This window comes from Prevotella denticola (assembly GCF_900454835.1).
Lineage (GTDB): Bacteria > Bacteroidota > Bacteroidia > Bacteroidales > Bacteroidaceae > Prevotella > Prevotella denticola.
Genome location: NZ_UGTM01000001.1, coordinates 474,989 through 494,608 on the forward strand (window position 1 = coordinate 474,989; position 19,620 = coordinate 494,608).

At 52.7% G+C, this 19,620-nt stretch carries 13 protein-coding genes; 5 read left to right on the plus strand and 8 right to left on the minus strand.

Annotated elements, in window-relative coordinates; all coding sequences use genetic code 11:
- Positions 1-358 precede the first annotated feature (358 nt).
- Positions 359-1,762 (minus strand): C1 family peptidase, encoded by a 1,404-nt coding sequence (locus tag DYH27_RS01960; protein ID WP_029216475.1) that lies wholly within the window; start codon positions 1,760-1,762, stop codon positions 359-361.
- A 141-nt stretch (positions 1,763-1,903) separates the two neighbouring features.
- On the opposite strand from DYH27_RS01960, the gene DYH27_RS01965 reads away from it, so the two are divergent.
- The 3 genes from DYH27_RS01965 to DYH27_RS01975 all read left to right on the plus strand — a co-directional run bounded on the left by DYH27_RS01965 (position 1,904) and on the right by DYH27_RS01975 (position 5,516).
- Positions 1,904-2,917: a tyrosine-type recombinase/integrase gene (locus tag DYH27_RS01965; RefSeq protein WP_244595138.1), complete on the plus strand. Its 1,014-nt coding sequence runs from the start codon at positions 1,904-1,906 to the stop codon at positions 2,915-2,917.
- 382 nt (positions 2,918-3,299) lie between these two features.
- The gene (locus DYH27_RS01970) at positions 3,300-5,282 is read left to right on the plus strand and encodes a leucine-rich repeat domain-containing protein (RefSeq protein WP_029216473.1); all 1,983 of its coding nucleotides are present in this window, start codon (positions 3,300-3,302) and stop codon (positions 5,280-5,282) included.
- Between the two features lie 24 nt (positions 5,283-5,306).
- Complete coding sequence (locus tag DYH27_RS01975; protein ID WP_029754977.1) at positions 5,307-5,516, plus strand: hypothetical protein; 210 nt, start codon at positions 5,307-5,309, stop codon at positions 5,514-5,516.
- Positions 5,517-5,816: 300 nt separating this feature from the next.
- Here DYH27_RS01975 and DYH27_RS01980 read toward each other — a convergent pair whose 3' ends face one another.
- From DYH27_RS01980 to DYH27_RS01995, 4 genes are all read right to left on the minus strand, one after another.
- Positions 5,817-6,908, minus strand: a complete 1,092-nt coding sequence (locus DYH27_RS01980; RefSeq protein ID WP_025068046.1) for a DUF4876 domain-containing protein — start codon at positions 6,906-6,908, stop codon at positions 5,817-5,819.
- Positions 6,909-7,034: 126 nt separating this feature from the next.
- Complete coding sequence (locus tag DYH27_RS01985) at positions 7,035-8,441, minus strand: hypothetical protein (protein WP_004351915.1); 1,407 nt, start codon at positions 8,439-8,441, stop codon at positions 7,035-7,037.
- Between the two features lie 15 nt (positions 8,442-8,456).
- Positions 8,457-9,914 carry a hypothetical protein gene (locus tag DYH27_RS01990; protein ID WP_004351922.1) on the minus strand — a complete coding sequence of 486 codons (1,458 nt, stop codon included), beginning with the start codon at positions 9,912-9,914 and terminating at the stop codon, positions 8,457-8,459.
- 14 nt (positions 9,915-9,928) lie between these two features.
- On the minus strand, positions 9,929-12,355 hold the full coding sequence (locus tag DYH27_RS01995; protein WP_025068047.1) for a TonB-dependent receptor: 2,427 nt from the start codon (positions 12,353-12,355) through the stop codon (positions 9,929-9,931).
- A gap of 689 nt (positions 12,356-13,044) precedes the next feature.
- On the opposite strand from DYH27_RS01995, the gene DYH27_RS02000 reads away from it, so the two are divergent.
- Together DYH27_RS02000 and DYH27_RS02005 are read left to right on the plus strand one after the other, a co-directional pair.
- On the plus strand, positions 13,045-15,642 hold the full coding sequence (locus DYH27_RS02000; protein ID WP_029216472.1) for a transglutaminase-like domain-containing protein: 2,598 nt from the start codon (positions 13,045-13,047) through the stop codon (positions 15,640-15,642).
- A 29-nt stretch (positions 15,643-15,671) separates the two neighbouring features.
- Positions 15,672-16,433, plus strand: coding sequence for a copper homeostasis protein CutC (locus DYH27_RS02005; RefSeq protein ID WP_025068048.1), 762 nt, complete (start codon positions 15,672-15,674; stop codon positions 16,431-16,433).
- 577 nt (positions 16,434-17,010) lie between these two features.
- On the opposite strand, the gene DYH27_RS02010 is transcribed toward DYH27_RS02005, so the two are convergent.
- From DYH27_RS02010 to DYH27_RS02020, 3 genes are all read right to left on the minus strand, one after another.
- The gene (locus DYH27_RS02010; RefSeq protein ID WP_013671600.1) at positions 17,011-17,709 is read right to left on the minus strand and encodes a SprT-like domain-containing protein; all 699 of its coding nucleotides are present in this window, start codon (positions 17,707-17,709) and stop codon (positions 17,011-17,013) included.
- 31 nt (positions 17,710-17,740) lie between these two features.
- Entirely contained in the window at positions 17,741-18,505 is a 765-nt protein-coding gene (locus DYH27_RS02015; protein WP_025068049.1) for a porin family protein, read from the minus strand.
- Positions 18,506-18,740: 235 nt separating this feature from the next.
- Entirely contained in the window at positions 18,741-19,610 is an 870-nt protein-coding gene (locus DYH27_RS02020; protein WP_029216471.1) for a phosphatidate cytidylyltransferase, read from the minus strand.
- Positions 19,611-19,620 lie beyond the last annotated feature (10 nt).

The window sequence follows — 19,620 nt, forward strand, 5'->3', positions numbered from 1 at the left end:
TGTGGAAGGATATGGAATGAAATGTAATGTTTACTGTGGAGGGATATGGAATGGGACATATAGTTTACTGTGGAAGGATATGGAATGAAATGTAATGTTTACTGTGGAGGGATATGGAATGAGACGTACCGTTTACCGTAGAGGGATATGGAAAGAAATGTACTGTTTACTGTGGAGGGATATGGAATGAGACATACCGTTTATTGGAGAGGGATATGGAATGAAATGTACTGTTTACTGAGGAGCGGCAAGAAATGTACCGTTTACTGTGGAAAGGAGCAGTAGGCACAGTGGGGGACTCCCGGTGTTCACTCCCCTCTCCATTCGGAGAGGGGCTGGGGGTGAGGCTGTATACTGTTTACTCATCCTCCTGGAACAGCGGATCCTCCGGAACAACCATCACCGGCTTCTGCTGTGCAGCCTTCAGGATGTCGGCAGGTACATACTTGTTGTCGACCACCAGGCGGAAAGTATATTCATTGAACCAGCGGTTGGTCATGATCAGGCAGCCTTGCTGACCGTAGGCGGCTCCCCAGGAGTTCTCCACCTTCCACTTCTTCGGCTGACCGTTCCCGTCCAGATCGACCGCCGTGAGCGTCATGGCATGTGTGGAGCCGCTGTCGAAAGTGGCGATGCGGTCGGCCTTGTCCATGGGGAACGTCGTGCCGAAGAGTGTGGCATAGTCGTAGTTGTCAACGTCCAGATAACCCCGCTTGCGGTCGAGCTGCTTGCCTACATCATAGCTGGTGTACATCTTCGTCGAGTCTTTCAGCGAGGCGATGGCCATTCTGGCAATCTCCTCCATCGGCAGGTTGACGTATTTCCAGTTGTGTCCGTCATACGTGTGGCGGTCATATTCAATTTCGTAAGTCTTGTAGTAAGGGCGGCGCGGGTCGTTCATAGCCATGATGAAAGTCCCGTTGATAGGACCGCCCACGGTCTCCTTGTAGAATTCCTGCGGCGTATAGGTCTTTGCCGGGCCTGTCTGTTTCCCGTTCTTGTCCTTGAAGGCATACGTGAAACTCTTCACCGGCTCGCCCAGCGAGAGTGTCAGGATATGGTAGATGCTGGCAAGCATCTCCGTCTTGCGTGCCTTGACGGCTGCCTTCGGCTTCTTTCCGGCCACCATCCTGCGCAGCTCCAGTCCGTATTCCCGCAGCTTCGACGATACGATTTTCGCCATGCGGGAGGTGTTTTCGGCCGAGTAGGTCTCCGGCATCGCCTCCATCGGTACGACACCGTACTTCTCTGCCAGGTCGGACAGACCGCAGAATGTACCGCCGTCACTGATCGGGTTCTTGAAGAAGAACTGCACGCGCGGGTCGTCCAGAGGCTTCCCGGCATTGTCTATCACAGCCTGCAGCATCAGATTGGCCTTCTCCAGCTGGTCGTAGAAGGAGAGGTAGACGTGCGAATATTCCACTTTCAGCGTGTCTTTGTGCTGGCGGGCAAACTTGGACCGCAGCACGTTCAGTCCCGTGAAGAGCCAGCAGCGTCCTGAACTTTTCTGGTCTTGTATGCTCTGCTTGGGTGTCTCCACACTGAAGTAGGTGTCTACAGGACCGGCGTTGCGGAAGTTGCGTGCCAGGTTGTCTATGGAGTTTGTCGCAATGGCATTGGCCAGTGCACGGTCGGCCGCTGTCGGCCCGGCTTTCCGGATCTGCTGCAGCATCTGTGCGTCAATGCCGCCCTCTTTCGTCTGTGCCTGGAGCGTGAGCACACAGCCCAGCAGTCCGCAGGCAATTAAGATGTTTCTTTTCATTGTTTTTGTTTTATATTTAAAGGTAAAGGATTGTCTTTTCCCATAATACGCTTGATTTCATGTTTCCACTGCAAAGTTAGCATTATTTTCCTAATACCTTTGCAGAAACAGTCAAGAAAACATATAACTGACCAAAACAAAATGATACGTAGAAAATTTTGTCTGTTCATGGCATGGCTTGGAGTCGAGCGCAAGCAGACGACCTGCAAGACAGGAAGAAGAAAATCCTCCGTCCGTTCCTACACAGCTTTCGCACGACAGCAGATCCGGATGGCACGGCAGAGGGAGGCTTTCTGTACCGCCCGGAATTATCTTACGGCACTGAACTCTTTTACGGTGTTCTGTCGTACAGAGGAGATTACTTTCCCTATGGTGACAGCACAGCGCATGGAGGATTACCAAGCGTGGCTGCGGCATCAGGGTATCTGCCTCAACACCATCTCCTGCTACATGAGGTCGTTGAGAGCCGTTTACAACAAGGGAAAGAGGCAATGCGACAGCAGACGGGGCGACCCTTTCGCAAAGGTGTTCACGGGCAATGCCGTCACACAGAAGCGGGCACTGGACAAGGCGACCGTAGACAGGCTGCGGACAGCATCGCCCGAGCGAGGCAGCCGGCAACGGACGGCCCAGCAACTGTTCCTCTTCAGTCTGTATGCTATGGGGATGGCATTTGCCGATATGGCTTATCTCCGGATGGACGACATCAAAGGCGGGTGCATCATCTACAGGCGGAAGAAGACCGGACAGACCATCCGTATCAAGATAGAGCCTTGTATGCAGACCGTCATCGACGAACTGCACCAGGAGGGAAGTACGATGGTGTTCCCACTGCTGGACAGCGACAGACCGCACGCAATGCACCGCCAGTGTCAGGCTGCTCTCAAACAGCACAACCGGCAGTTGAAAGCTGTAGCAAGGGAAGCAGGCATCACAGAGAACATCACGTCCTACATGGCAAGGCATACATGGGCTACCCTTGCTCATGAACGGAACATCCCCATTGCTGTCATTTCAAAGGCAATGGGGCATACCAGCGAAAGGACGACAAGGATATACATTGCAGAACTGAACAGCGAAATCGTCCATACGGCAAATAAGGAGATAACCGATTGGATAATGGATGCTCCTCTTGCGAAGAGGAGCAGAAACTGACTTGTACGATGTTACGTCCTTGAAATTCAGTGCCTGACGAGAATGTTAAAAATCCTATATGCTATAAAAATAGATGAAATAATAAGTGCCTGTCTCAAGAAAAAAGTATAAATTTGCAACCGAATTGGATAAATCGGCACTACAAAGTCCTCCTCTTCGCAAGAGGACGGCTGACCACTAAGGGAATAACCCTATAGCAGACAGGAAGGGCTGATGGATAGAGAGCCCCCTGCTGGAAACAACACTTTTCATGTAATGACTGCACGAAAGGTGCAGTCCGTAGTAATATTCCTAAGGGTGTCTTAATCGTGAGATTAGGGCACTCTGCTTTAAAATACGATTTAGAGAGAGTAAAACAATAAGTAAAATTTAAACGAAAAGAATGAGACGAATTTATGTTTTAGGCATTATGCTCATGACCATCATCATGGCGTATGCCGGTCCGACTAAAGTGATGAAAGGCGATACGCTTGTCATCACGGTGAATGCTGACGGCGACCTCGCCCTGAGCAATTTCACGGAAGCAGAGAAGGCTGCCACCCATGTGAAGCTGGTTACTGCCAACGGTGTGAGGATTTCGCAGACCGACTGGACGAACTTCTTCGGTGGGAGCTATACCACTCCACCTTTTTCAAAGATCAAAGACTTAGATCTGGCATTGGCAGACTTTGCTAATGATGAGATGCTTGTCACTCTGGGGCAGAATTCAAAGTTTCTGAACGGAGGTAAAGTACTTGGTGAACTTGTCCTGCCGGAGAGCATCAAAGAGACCAAGTTCTCGTTTAACGATAATCTTAGCAAGTGGAGAAGCGTGGTATTCCCCAATGCTACCAAGGATGGGAATAAAGGGACTACGAAGATTGGTGCCAGTGTCTTCTCAGGTACAGAATGGCTCCATAAGCTGACCATCGGTACAAGTGTAGGGTCTATTGCAGACATGGCTTTTAACAACTGTAAAAACCTCACAATGGTAGATTTCCTGTATGGAGTGAAGAAGATTGATACCCATGCTTTCTGGGGCTGCACAGGACTGACCAGCATCATTCTTCCTGAAAGTCTCGAAGAGATTGGCTTGGGTGCTTTCGAGAGCTGTACGAACCTCACAACTGTGCGCCTTCCGAACTCGCTGAAGACCATCAAACAGGAAGCATTTGAGGGGACTGGACTGAAGACGGTCGTTATCCCTGCCAGTGTAGAGCACATCGAGCGCCAGGCTTTTGGTGGAACAAATTCTCCACTACAGGATGTGTATGTACTTGGCAGCAAGACAAAAGCAGATTTACAGGCATTCCAGCCGACTGGTTATACTTATGGTTATTCCTATAATGGGCCAGGTAAGGGCGAGGTCGTGGAACTTTCCCAATTCACAACACAAACCGGTCATTATACCATACTGCACTATCCAGAGGAGGCCTATGAAAAGTATATCAACAAATACCTTCAGGTGATAGGCACAGATAAGTATGCTGCATCTGGCTATCCTGAATGGGAAAACAAATGGGTGGTTGATAAAAACGGCAACAGGTATCCCACACAAGACAATGGCCGTTTTACCAACCCTGGTGGCGACTATGCCGGCTGGAACGAATTCATGCTCACTGCCAAGCTGAAGGATACGCACAAGGACGAGCGTCTTGTCGAGAGCAAGTGGTATTCCGTCTGCTTCCCGTTCAATCTGACGGAAGAGCAGATCAAGAATGCCTTTGGTGATGCTACGGAGGTATGCGAGTTCAGCGGTGTGAAGAGCGACAACGACCCGCATATCACCGGCAAGAAATACATTACCTTGCAGTTCAAGACCGAGGTGAAGGGCATGAAGGCACACCATCCCTACATGATTCACCCGGGTCTTCACCATGCCGAGTACAGTATTATCGTAGGTGTAACCAAAGATACTGACGCAGACAACGACAAGTTTGCCAAGAAGCTGAAGGCAGAGAGTGTCAGTCACGAAACGGACGGCGTGAAGTACACCTTTATCGGCAACTACACCGAGGGCATCAAAGTGCCGATGTACAGCTACTATTATTACTCCGGCAACAATCCGAAGTGGGAGAATGCCTTCTACAAGGCTATGCGCACAGACGTCATATTCACCCCGCAGACCGCAGTCGTAGAACTCAGCAGAGACAATGGCGTGTCGGGAGCTGCCAAGCAGGCGTTCTATACACGGAGCATCGATACCGATCCGACAGGCATCAGCACGCTTCCTGCCGCCGATACCTCGAAGTCGGCCCATCCTTTTGCCGGCCGCAACAACGTCTACAGTGTCTACGGACAGATTGTCCGCCTCGGTACGACGAACCTCGAAGGACTGCCGGCAGGTCTGTACATCGTGAATGGTAAGAAATACATTGTAAAATAAAGGAGAATGAAAACTATGACCGCAATGAAACAAACATATCAGCACCCTTACATTGAAGTTTCCTCTATAGAGATGGAGTTACTGCTTACAGCCACTTCTAAAAAAGACCAGTACGACATCGGTTCAGGCGATTCCAAGTGGCCGAAGTCGGGCGACGTACACGACGACACCGGCAACGGCCCAGGTGTCTCCGGTGCGAAGGAGCATCAGTCCTACGACTTCTGGGAAGACTAAGGGGGGAGAAGACACCTCAGCCCAGCCTCATCCCCGGCCCCTCTCCGAACCAACGGTCACTGGCAGAAGGGAAGAAATAGGGAGAGAGGCAGAATGCAAATGCCTTTCCGGGGTTTTACAGATTGAAAACATCCCAATAAGAAAAGCCCATTTCATGACTCCTTTCGGAGTAGGGAAATGGGCTTTTCTTTGCTTTTTAGAAAATCTCAATTTACAAATTGCGGGCTGTCAGGCCGTCGATTTGTATTTTGCCCCTTTGGGGGATGAGGGGCTGGACCGGGGCTAAAACAGCCGGGCCCTCTACTTTATCGCATTGCCCTTGCTGTCCTTTCTCGACAGCGAGGCGACTTTCACTTCAAAGTCGGCAGTGGTATTGTTGTCGTCTACGAACTTCTTTCCGTCCCATTTCCTCATCAGCGCAAGTCCGGAGAAAATGGGATAATCACTCTGTTTCATGCTGGCGAACGACACGTCCGTGACGGCATTGTATCCACGGTCCAGCTTGCTCGGGCGCATCTGGAACATACGGCGTGGGCAGATGGTGATGCAGTCGATGACGTTCTCAAAGGGAATCTCTATCGCATAGAAATCGCCGAAAGCACTGCTCGTGACGGTAATGTAGTGCAGATAGCCTTTTCCGTCTTTGGTGTCGGCATAGTTCTTCCGGAAGTCCTCGGGTGTCCAGGGCAGTTTTATCAAGGCGATGCCGTTGCTCTCCGATATGTTGGAGAACTCGTAGGAAGGACCTATGTTGCCCTTGCTGTCTGTCGATGTGAGAATGGCGTTCAGGTCCGGTACATCCGGATTGTTCTTGTGTCCGGGGTCGTAATTGATGTTCGTCCATTCAAAGTCGGCCTTGCTCAGGTCCAGGAAAGCCCCCAGTCCGCCATACATCTTCAGGTCTTCCCCCTCCAGTTCCGCCTCGAAGCGCGCCTTGTGGTCGATGGCATACTTCGCCACGATGATGGTCTGCCCCGGCTTTACGGGATAGTCATTGCCCTTTCCGGGGAAATAGGAGATGCCCGCCGCTCCGTAGTAGCGGTTGACGAAGTCGTCCTTCGGGGCGAACTGTATCGCCTTGCTCGGGTCGATGGCATTGTCGCACAGAGCCAGTCCGTCCAGGTATTTCACCTCGTCGGTAGGATTGTAAATGGCGATGTACTGGTCGTCGTTGTACATCTGGTTCATGTTCTTCATGCCCCATGCCTTTACGTCACGGTACCAGTAATGGCCTACGTAGAACACTTCCTTGATGATAAGGTGGTCCAGCTTCGTCTTTGAGGTGGACTGCTTCACGGGCATTTCGTTGCGCGTACAGCTGTCCAGGCCGAATAATATCAAGCCGAGGAGCAGGTATGCGGTCAGTCTCTTTTGTATCATTTGCTTTGTCATATTCTTTGATGATTATACGTTTTATTTTGTTCCCGACCGTCAGGGAATGCTGTTCCCAGTGCCTGGGAATGCTGTTCCCGATGCCCGGTACAGATGTTCCCGACCGGTCGGGAACCTGCATCCTGTCTACAGGAACCAGTTGCCGAAGCCTGATCCGCCGCCGATTCCGTGCGTCTGGACATTCTGTGCAGCCTCCAATGCGTCGAGCGGCGACAGACCGATTTCGTGTCCTAAGTAGAAGTAGAGCGGGTCGTTGGGGTCGATGGTCGTAGGATCCGTGTCGAAACTGCTGCAGAACACCTTGATGGGGATGTTGAACCGGAACAGCTCCTTCCATTCCGAGTCGGCCCCGTACTCCTTCGGCTCGTCCGGGTTGTAGAATTCCGAACAGATGAACGGACTGCGGAAGACGTAGGTGGAGTGGCGGTTCAGATACTCCTCTTTCGGTATCAGTGCCTTCTTCCCTTTCGGGCATTTCATCACCCGCACGGAGAGATAGAACTTAGGCAGGAGATAGGACGGACGTGTGTAACGGCCCGCCTCGCCCGTAGCAGGATCCGTACGACGTGTGATTTCCAACGGCCATTCCTGATGGAGGGCATCGTTCTCGTCGGCCTCGATGTCGAAGTTGAAGTGCCCCTTCAGCCCGACACGGTCCTGGTCGTAAGGTGCGACGGCCCAGTCGGCATCCTCGCGTGTCAGCGGCGGGAGCAGCCGCTGGTTGAACAGTTCGCGTGCGCCGTCGGCCATGGCATCCTGGATCCATGTGTCACGATAGGTGTACTCGAAGATCTTGGGAGTCAGGTCGGCCCTTTCCTTCCACGTCTTCGAGTTGGCGAAGTACGGTGACGGAACAGGGGTCGTGTCGACCGTTCCGCCTTTCTTCCAGTCGCCGAACTTGTCCCTGTTCGGTTTCCACGTCCCGCGGCAGTCCATCACCTCGTAGGGATTCCCCTTGTCGTCCACCTCGCTCACGGTGAAGAATATCTGGTATTCATCCGAGTGGTTCAGGATGTCATCGTTCATCAGTCTGCCCTCCTTGTTGAAGAAGTACAGGCAGAGTCCCCATCGTTTCAGCTTGCCGCCGATGATGCGGATGTAGTCAGGTCCCGTCTTCCCGTCGGCTTGTTCCAGATAGGTCACCGTACTCTTCCGCTGCACATCCACCGTCGGCCATTTGCCGGTGTTGTTGTGTACGATGACGAACTCTTCCTGTTTCCAGGGAGCGTTCTGATAGACAAAGTTGCCGTGCATCAGGGCATCGCCGTGCGAATGTCCCTCCTTGAACATCGCCAGGCAGGTTGCCCATCCGTTGAAGGCGCCGTCGGGGTCGGGGTTCGCCATGTCGCCGGACACCTTCACTTTCGACAGGCTGTCCACGTAGCGGTCGGCTCCGCTGCGGGCGACACCCTTTGCGCCCAGCGGGTTCTCATTGTAATCGACGTGTACGTTGCCGAAAACGAAGTCGTCGCACGCCGTGAAGAGCAGGGCGGCAGCCGACAGCAAAAGAATATTCTTGAATAGCTTGTTCATCTTCCCAATCTTTTTTTACATCAATACTACGTTCTGTCTGTACTGTATGAAGAAGTCGCGGGGCTGCGTAAGCATACGCCACAGCTGTGCCTTGTCGGCTGCCGGATAGAACCGCTTTACGTCTTCAAAGCACTTGTCTTCTCCGTCTTTCGTGTTCGCTATCACACGGACAGAGAGCGGATAGTCAATGTCGAAGCTGTCCCATCCCGGCTGCAGCTGGTTGAAGTCCCACAGGAATCCGTGCTCGCTGTTGTTCGTATTGCAGTATTTCGCCGGCTTCTCCGACTCTCCTGCGTGCTGCTGCCCCTTGTTCATGATATGGCAGATGCGCACCTGCAGCTGGAAAGCGATGTCCGACCGGTGGAACTGCATCATGCCCTTGAAGCCGAGACGGTCCATGTCCGAGCCTACGTCGAGGCTGCGCTTCTGGCGAAGGAAGCCTACCGTGTGGCCGTACCGCTGGCGCGGCGCTTCGGTATCGGGGTCGGTGAAGTCGTCGTTGTAGGCCTCGGTGAAGAGCTTGCCCAGTTCCTCTTCCACAGGGTCGGTGTCCCGGTATTCGTAGGTGAAAATCTCCGGGGTGATCTTGTTCAGCTCCATCGGGTCGATTGTCTTGAAGAGGCGGTAGGTCTTTCCGCCGACTGTGTAAGGCTGCAGAGCTTCCGGTTTCCCAGACACCTCAATGGCTTTCCAGGCCAGGTCGGCATCAAACGGTACCTGGTTTTTCCCCAGTACGAAGCCGTCAGGGGCATAGATGTTCGAGGTGGAGAACTTGGTTGCCGGTTCCGGATTGCCGTCTTTCGCACGGAAGGTATAGCGGTCATAATAAGTAGGCTGTGCCGACAGGGAGCGCGGGTAGGCCATCTGCAGGCCGCGCACCTGTTGTCCGTGTCCGGCAGAAGTGCTGTCTGCCACCTCCTTGTTCAGCGATGCGTTGCCGATGCCGAAGAAATGCTGGTGAACCAGGAGTGTCGCATTGTCTTCGTCGGGGATGTTGATGCCCTCCTTGTCCTTTGTGAAAGGATAACCGGAGAACTGGTGGTTGATCAGCATGCCGTTCTGGTCGTAATACTTCAGTTCCAGTCCGTAATAGATGTCGTCTGAGGCAATCACGTCGAAGCAGTCGCGCTCGGTCGTGATGGTCATCTGTCCGTCGTCATCCTTGGCTATGTCAATCTCCTGCATGACAGGGATGGACGTGGCACTGCTGACAAGATGATAGGTGTTGTAGGCCTGTACCGAGTCATTGCCGTCAGGTCCTACGCCGATCATGCCGCCTTTGTAACCCATTCTCAGGATGGCATGCACGGCATAGATCTGTTCGTGTCCCTTCACGTCACGTTCGATGGACGAAGGAGGAGCCTGTACAATCTTCTTGAAGAAGTCGTCTACCTGGTCGTTGGAGCAGCCTGCGAAGAGCAGTCCTGCAGCCATGACGGCCGACAGAAGCCGTATGTTTTTATGCTGTTTCATATTTTTTCTGTTATTTAGAACTTAAACAATGTTCGTAAGGAGAAGTTCGCCCCACGTTCGTGGGCGTAGTACCTGAAGCGGTCGGTGTACTCCTTGTAGAGTGCGTTGAGGATGTTCTCTCCGACGACCATGAACTTCAGCTCCCGCTTCTGCGGCAGTCCGATGCGGAACTCCGCCGTGCCGTTCAGCAGGAAGTAAGCCGGCGGCGAGTCGGGGACGAGGTCTTTGTCCGGGTCGAAGCGTGTCTGTTTCGTGACGTAGATGCCCGACAGCGAGAGCGACGAACGGTACTTGTGGTCCTTCGTCAGCGGCAGGTCGTAGGTGGCGGAGAGTCCGTAACGGTCGGAGGGCATGAAGGGCAGCCAGTCGTTGTGGGTGATGTTGCGTGCGAACATCCATTCGCCCTTGCCCACGAAGGTGAGTCCCTGGACGGGCTTTACCGTCGCCTCGATGTCACCGCCATAGAGTTTCACGTCGTCCTGGTCGTAGATGAACTTCGGATATTTGCCGCTGGGGTGGTTGTGGAAGCGGTCCTTGCCGGTTCCGATGTGGTCGTAAATGTAGCTGTTGATGCGCTGGAAGAAGAAACTCGGTTCTATGGAGAACCATGTGTTGCGGTATTTCGTACCCAGTACGAGCTTGTAGCCGCGTTCACTGGCAAGGTTCTTGTTGCCTACCACCCAGTAGGAACCGTCCTGCAGGCCGATGGCGTAAAGTTCGTTGATGTCGGGCGGCCGCCATGACCAGCCGATATTGGCACGTGCGTCCCACTTGTCACTGAACTGGTAATGCGTGGCGAAACTCATCGTGAAGTTGCTGTAGAGCTTGAAGTCATCATAGTAAGTGTAATTGCTCAGGCTGCTGTAGCCGTTCACGGACAGTACCCGGAAGTCGTAGCGCATACCCAGCGCACACTGCAGCCTGCCGAATTCCGCCTTGTGCAGGAAGTATCCGCCCATGGAAAGGGCAGCGAAGTTGGGCACGAAAGCCGGCTGCTTGGTGCCGGGATAGTTGAAGTTGGTCTGGTAGGTGTTGGAGAGCCCGGCATCCGTCGTCATCTTCCACAGTTTCCACTTCGCGTGCCAGAGCACATCGAACTTGTAGGTCTTCAGCATCAGGTCCTGCACCGGAATCCAGCTCCACTGCGCCTTCTTCCTGTTCTCGAACTCCTGGCGCAGGTTCTCCTGGAACGACAGCGTGAAGTCGAGCTGATGGTTCTGGCTGATGTTCCATTTCAGCTCCCCTTTCAACGTCACGTGCTGCGACTGCTGGAAAGGAGGCTTGATCTCGTAGGAGAAGGGCTTGACCGTCTCCGGGTCAGGCCGGCCGTATTCAAAGCGTTTGATCAGCTGTGACAGGTCGGATATCTTACTGGCATAATAGATGCCGCTGCGCTGGTAATAGATACTCGTGAAGAGGGTCGCCGTCAGTTTCCTGCCCTGATAGCCGGCAAGAGCCGACAGGCTGACGGTGTTGTAGCCGGTGTTGTTCAGCACGTAGTCGGCCGTATGGTAGTCGCCGCCCTTGGTGTACATTCCGTGCAGTCGCAGACCGAACTTTCTGTAGCCGGTCTCTACGCTGCCCGACCCGCTGAAGCCGCGTGCATTGGTGTCGTAGCCCATGTTGACGTTTCCGCTGACCTTTACCTTCTTGTTGTCGTAAGGCAATGGGGCATCGTTCAGCAGAACGACACCGCCCATGGCACCGAAACCGTAACGGATGCACTCTGCTCCCTTCACCACTTCCACCATGCTCGACCCCGTATAGTCGAGCTCGGGCGCATGATCGGCACCCCAGCTCTGGCTCTCCAGACGCACACCATTGTTCATCAAGAGAATACGGCTGCTGTGCATTCCCTGTATAACCGGTTTTGCAATTGTGTTTCCCGTACTGATGGAACTCACGCCGGGGACGGTCTCAAGCAGTTTCGCCAGGGAGGTAGCCCCACCTTTCTCCAGTGCTTCCTGACTGATGGCCGACGACTGCTGCAACACGCTTGTATGACGTTTCTGTGCTGTGACGGTCACGTTGTCCAGCAGCTTGGAGTCGTCTTTCAGCTGCAATGTCACGGTGCGGTCGGCTGGTATGACAACGACTTTCGTCATCGTCTTGTAACCGATATAGGAGACCGTGACTTTTACCCGCTCTGTGGTACGCCGGAAATTGACGACGCAGCGGCCGTCGATGTCGGTGACAGAAGGATTCGCAACCCCCTCACAATGTACGACGGCACCGATGAGCGGATCCTGTGACTGTTCGGCGACGACCCGGAAGGTAACGGATGATTTGGCATCCTTGTCCTCTCCGCCGGCAAGTTCCTTCCCATGTGCCGACAGCGATGGGGCAAAGGGTGGCGAGAAGAGGAACAGGGAACAGAAGAGGAGGGCGGAGAAGACGTGTCTGCCACGCCGCCTTTCATAGTTCAAATTCGATTTGTTCATATACTCAGATGATACTTTTATTTATGTACTCAGATTACATCTTTCACGTATTCAGATAGCTTCTTCTACGTACTCAGATTACATCTGTTTCTCGGATTATATTTTTGCTCATGTGCTCAGATTGCATCTTCTGTCTGCTTATTCAGCTTGCATTTCTTTGCTTTCGGACAAGCCCTCTTTCTCTCCTGTTGTTGCAGGAGAGGGAAGACAGGTCCGTATGTTTTACTCAGGTTCAAGACTAAGTCCACAAGGGTTGTAGATGGAGTCTGTCTTGTCTTTCCAATCTTTTACGATTTCACGGCTGCAAAGTTAAAAGAATAAATCGTATTGCACAATACTTACTTTTAGTGAAATTGAGTTTTCTCTGGTGAGTCTTGGCGATTCATCAGCCCGGGGGAACTCCTCCGTCCTTTCCCCAAAAGGAAGGGAAGAGACGGTGTGTGACAATCAGCCCCCCGGCAGTAATCATTGTGTGGTATTCGCCATGTGTCTGATACGGGTACGGTTCTACGTACTGCATCTGCTTCTTGTAAATACCGATTATAAGGTTCTTTCCGTTGCGTACATCTCTCTGCCTGGTCCATCGTATAATTTTCTATGGAAAACATTTGCATATCTTGTTTTTTTTTACGAATATTGCAGACGAATATTGTTGACTGTTGAAAGTCTTAAAAACTAAAAACAAATCTATGAAGAGAATCCTGCTGAGCCTGCTGCTTGCAACTGTCAGCTTCACCGCCTATGCACAGCATTTCATCACTAACACCGCCTTCAGGCAGAAAGTTGAAAATGCGTTCCATGCCAAGATGAAACTGATCGGCATGAAGTTCTATGACACGCACGGCCTACGTGTCTCTCCCGAAGAGGAAGAGGCACTACATTTCCTGTATGCCTATATGCCCATAGCCGATGCCACGGACTATCCTACGGCTTATCACCTGAACAATGTGCGTACAGCCCTGCGTACAAGGACGACGATGACTTGGGGCAAGACCGTACCCGAACTGCTCTTCAGGCACTTTGTCTTGCCCATGCGTGTGAACAACGAACCGCTTGACAGCTCGCGGGCCGTCTTCTATCGTGAACTGAGCGGGCGGGTGAAGGGCCTGTCCATGAAGGATGCCATACTCGAAGTGAACCACTGGTGCCACGAACGTGTCACCTATGAGCCTTCCGATGCACGCACATCCTCGCCCCTGCAGTCTATACGGACCGGCCGAGGACGCTGCGGAGAGGAGAGCACGTTCACCGTGGCCGCCCTCCGTTCCATCGGCATTCCTGCCCGGCAGGTCTATACCCCCCGTTGGGCACATACCGATGACAACCATGCCTGGGTGGAAGCCTGGGCAGACGGGAAATGGTACTTCATCGGTGCCTGCGAACCCGAGGCAGTCCTCAATCTTGCCTGGTTCAACGAGCCGGCCTCCCGTGCCATGCTCATGCACACCCGTGCGTTTGGCGACTATGAAGGCCCGGAGGAAGTGATGCTGCGCACCAGCAACTTCACGGAAATCAATCTTATCGACAACTACGGCAGTACGGCAAGGATTGATTTCAAGATAGTGGACAGGGAAGGAAAGCCTGTCGATGATGCCCGAGTCGACTTCAAGATCTACAATTATGCCGAGTTTTACACGGCCGCATCGAAATACACGGACAGAAAGGGGGAGACCTTCCTCTCCGCTGGCAAGGGCGACATGATAGTCTGGGCATCCAAGGACAACCAGTTCGGATATGCCAAGGCCTCCTTCGGGAAAGACAAGTCCATCACCATCAGGCTTCTCTATAACGAGAAGAACATTCCCAAGGAGACGGATATGGACATCGTCCCGCCTGCCCAGAACGCTACTCTCCCTTCCGTGACCAAGGCACAGCGCGAAGAGAATGCACGCCGGCTGGCTTATGAGGACTCCGTCCGCCATGCTTATATCGCCACGTTCCCGACCGAAGAGACAATGAAGAACTACCGTTACCCGGCAGCTACACCTTATATAATAAAGGCACGTGGAAACTGGAAGACCATCAAGGCTTTCGTAGAGAAATATGCCGGCAGACAGGAACGTGCCCTCCGGCTGCTCTCCACACTGAGCGACAAGGACCTGCGGGATATGCCGGTGGACATTCTGGAGGATAACATGAATGCCCGAAGCAGCCAGCTGTGTCCGCGCGTAGAGAGTGAGATGATTCTTGCCCCCTACAAGAGGTTCTTTGAGAAGGTCTTTGCCAAAGATTCGGCACGCTTCAGAAAGAACCCTGCCCTGCTGGTGGAATGGATCAGGAAGAACATCCGCATGAATCCCGACGGGCAGGCAATGCGGATTCCGCAGACACCGATAAGCGTATGGAAAAGCCGTATCACCGACTGGCGCAGCCGTGACATCTTCTTCGTGGACGTGGCACGCAGTCTGGACATAGAGGCACGCATGGATGCCGTGACAGCGAAGATACAGTACCGTCAGGGAGGGAAATGGGTAGACGTGGACTTTGAGTCTGAGGCGCAGCAGACAGCCAAGACAGGCAGGCTGGTACTCAACTTCAGGCCTGACGGCTTCCTCGATGATCCGAAGTATTACAGCCACTTCACCATCAGCAAGATCGTCAACGGGCGCACCTGGCTGATGACCTTCGACGAAGGACAGCTGGATATGGGAGGCGGCGCGACATGGTCGAATACTTTCAGGAACGGATCAACGCTTGATGAAGGAACTTACCTCCTCGTCACCGGACAGCGCATGGCAGACGGAAGTGTCCTTGCACACAGCCGTTTCTTCCGTATAGAACCGGGAAAGACGACGACACTGCCGCTCGACATCCGGCAGGAGAGCGAAGGTGTGAAAGTCATCGGTAGTTTCAATAGTGAGGACCTGTTCGATAAAAACGGTCAGAATGTGTCGATACTGAGCCAGACCGGACGCGGCTACTATGTCCTGGGCATTCTGGGCGTGGGACAGGAACCGACCAACCATGCCCTGCACGACATCGAGAAGATGAAGGACAAGCTGGACAAGTGGGGCCGCCCGTTCGTGCTGCTCTTCAAGGACGAGGCGGAGGCACGGAAGTTCCAGGCGCAGAAGGGCGAGTTCCCGAATCTGCCGGGAAAGACCATCTTCGGTATAGACAAGGACGGCAGCATCCAAAAGGAGATTGCCAGGGAGATGAAACTGCACAATGCCGATCAGCTGCCGATATTCATCATCGCCGACACCTTCAACCGGATCGTCTTCCTGTCACAGGGCTATACGATAGGACTGGGTGAACAGCTTGTGAAGACAAGCAGCAAGCTGTGAGATAACCATTTCCCCAAACATCGATGCACATGAAGCGAAGTGATTTTGAGATAGAAGTCTGTGCCAACAGTGTGGAAAGCTGTCTGGCGGCACAGCGGGGTGGGGCAGACCGTGTGGAACTCTGCATGGGCATCCCCGAGGGCGGCACCACCCCCTCGTACGGCGAGATAAAGATGGCAAGAGAAGTGCTGACGAAGGCACGGCTGCACGTCATCATTCGGAACCGTGGAGGCGATTTTCTCTATACGGATCAGGAGCTGCGGCGAATGGCAACGGACATCGACCTTTGCCGTGAGCTGGGCGTGGATGGTGTCGTCTTCGGCTGCCTGACGGCTGAAGGCGACATCGACAGGGCCGCCAATGCGTTTCTGATGGCGCACGCAAAAGGGATGAGCGCTACTTTCCACCGTGCTTTCGACCGTTGCCGGAATCCCGGAAAGGCCTTGGAAGAGATTGGTGCGCTGGGGTTCAGCCGAATACTCACTTCCGGACAGCAAGCTACTGCGGAAAAGGGAATTGGACTGCTCCGGCGGCTTAACACGCTGTCCGGAGGGCGTGTGAAGATCATGGCTGGCTGTGGTGTGAACGAACAGAATATCGCACGTATTTACCGGGAAACAGCTGTCCGTGCCTTTCATTTCTCGGCCCGCGAACCTTTTCCAAGCCGGATGATCCATACCAATCCTTCTGTCTATATGGGTGCTAAGGGGGCTGACGAAGATATAGTCATGCTGACAACTGACCGGCGGGTAAGGAATACGGTGGAAGCTTTGATGGAGGAAAACGCTTAGGAAAATGCAGCTGCCCCTTGCAACGGATCGGAAGAAGATATGCCTGTCCGTGTTGCAGGGGGATGATACAGGTATTCTCGGTATATCAGTTCTTTTTCATGTTGTTTTTCTGTAAGTTTTTTTTCAGCATACTTTTCCTTTCTTCCAAAGACGGAAAGAGGACTTCGTTGTACTTCGGATGTCCGCATAAAGCAGCCGGGCTTCGGGATTTTCCATAGCAGAAGAAATGTGTTGATTCAGATTTCGTGTGTCGTCTTTGTATGGATGAAATCTATTCTGAAGTTGATTGATTTTCAGCTGTTTACATACAGGGTGGTAAAAGAGGCCTACTTGCACTGCAAGTAACGCCTGATTGAAGCGCAGGTAAGGCTTGGTTGCGATGCAAGTAAGCCTTGCCTGCAATGGAGGTAAGGGATGGTGAGGTTTCTGCCGGGTGTCGGGACTCCTGCATCCTATGGTCAGTCTGGTTTCCGGAGACCATTTACTCGGACAGAAAAGGTGGGACTTCAGACCTTTGTCTACGTATTTGAAAGGAAACGGTTTGTAAAGACCTTTCGGATTCTTATCCCTCTTTTTTTTATTTCAGCAAGGTCATCTTGTCTGTCAGGGTCTTGTAAATCTCTGGGGAAACCCGCCTGCCACGCAGTGTACGTACACGTGGCATATTGCGGAAAAAATCATCCTTTGAGCAGTACCAGGCGTAATGGGCTATTCCATGTGTCCGTGCCAGAGAACCTGCCAGCTTTCCGGCAGCTGACGGATTGACGGAAGAGAGATAACAGGCGCCTTCTTTCATCTCCAATGCCAGTACCAGATAGTCCTTGTGCTGTTGTTGCTCACGTGCCTGCAGATTGCGTGTGTTGACGGAGACGGTGATGTGTCTTCCAAAACGCCGGTTGACCTTTTCCATCATGCTGCGGAAGATGACACCATGCGGAGAGGTGTCTTTCAGTCCCGTGTAGGCAATGGAATAGTGAATCATCTCATGGATGAGCACATCGTCTGTCTGCTCTTCCGTGAGTTCATAATAAGTTGAGACGGAAATGGTGTAGTCGTAGTATTTTGTGCGCCCCAGGCTTGTCTTCCGTTTGCATGCCATCTGTCCCAGACGGGTTCTGGCACGCGACCATCTCAGCCGGGGGACAGGAAGCCGTCCGTCGAAGATGAGGGCATTGTATCTGTTGAAGCGTTCAAGCAGGCTTCTTCCCTCCGGTGTTCCGCTTGCATCGGGCCGGGAAGAGGAGTCTTGACGGCATATCTTTGAGAAAGAGGACATTGAGACGGATCTGTTTTTGAAAAGGGTGGTGCTATAGGTGGAACCTGTAGCCCAAGGTTATGGCAAAGGTACTGTTCATCACTTCTTTGTCATTGAGATCGTTCGTGTCGGCAATCTTCGTGACTCCCCACAGATAACGGGCATCCAGCTCTATGTTCTTGTAGCTATAGGAAACTCCTATGGGAATGGCAACGGCATCTTTGTGGAACTCTTTTTTTATGTTCTGGTCATAATCGCCGAACCTGACAGTCCCATTGATTTTCGTTTCCTGTTTCGCTTTCATGTGAGCACTTGCCAGGTGGTCCCATTGTACTCCGAGCCTTAAGGCCAGTCCTTTCCACACATGAGCCTGTACGGTTACAGGTACGCTGATGTAACTGAGATAGATTCTGGGACTGGTGAGATAGAAGTAGCCCGGGCTGGTGTCCCGGTCGAAATCAATGTGTGCATTCTTGCCCGTGACGATACGCAGGGTGCTTCCGGTAGGACCGGTATAAATTGTTTCTTGGTCTGGAGTCTGGGTGAAGGTCGTCAGCATGACTGCGTTTTCCTTGGCTCCCTGCATGCTGTAGAAGAGTCCTGCAGAGAGGGAAAAGGTCCGGCTGAGGCTGTATTCGAGATCTGCGCCGGCGATGAAGCCGGCTTTGGGACCGTACTGGTCGTGGATGGGACAACAGGCGAAGTCGGAGACTGTCATGCCGATACGTGGTGTCAGGGTTAGTCTGCTGTGACTGTTCTGTGCTGCTGCAGTCCAAGGCATGACAAGTGCCGCTGCAAGATAGACGAGCTTCTTCATTGTTTTGGATGTTGGATAATATCAGTGTATGGACTTCTTGAGAATTTATGCAGTCTTTGCTGATGATGCTGCAAAGTTAGAAAATAAAATTGTAAAAGCAAAGGCAGATATGTGTTTTCCATGGGCAAGGACGTGTTATAAACAACAAAGGCAGGCTTCCCAGCCTGCCTTTATGGGGACTTCTGTCCTTGCTTGATAGAATATTTGGTATGTCTTTTGGCTGATGGAGTAGGGGTCAGCCCTGTATAAGTGTCAATGTATAGAGGTACACCACGGCCGCCGGTATCGCCATGAGTGACGAGTCGAAACGGTCGAGCATTCCGCCGTGTCCCGGCAGAATCTTACCGCTGTCCTTAATGCCGAGTGTGCGTTTGAAGAGACTCTCGACGAGGTCGCCCCATGTACCGAAGATTACGACGACCAGCCCCAGGCCTGTCCATGCCGGAATGTCCAGTATATGGGGGGTAGCACCCATATTGGCAAAATAGCCGATGAAGCCTGCCACGACCAGTACGAGGATACCGCCCCCGATGCTCCCTTCCCAGCTCTTTCCCGGACTGATACGCGGGAAGAGCTTGTGTCTGCCGAAGAGCGAACCGCTGACGTAAGCCCCCGTGTCGTTTGTCCATAGGAAGATGAATACACTTAGCGGAAGCAGGAAGTCGAAGGTTGTCTGTCCCGCTTCATTCTGCTGGAAAGCCAGGATATTGATCAGGGAAAAAGGCAGGGCGATATACAGCTGTCCCAGCATGGTGTATGCCCAGCTGTTGACGGGATTCTCATTTTTCAGATACAGTTCTGCAACGAACAGGTACATAATTGTCAGTACATAGGGGATGAAGACGATGAAACCCTCTCCAGGAGCCAGCCGCAACCCTGCCGTCGACAGGAAGAAATAGACACCTGCGATGGTGGAGATGAAACGGTTGACCTTCACGCCTTTGATGTTATTTACCAGCCCTGTGTATTCCCACAAGGCAGCTCCCGTGATGAATGCGAAAAGGACAATCAGACTGTAAGGATGGAGGATGCCCAGGACCATGACGGCGACGAAGATGATTCCTGTAATGGCCCTGACAATCAAGTTTTTCTGTTTATCGCTCATAACTGTATAT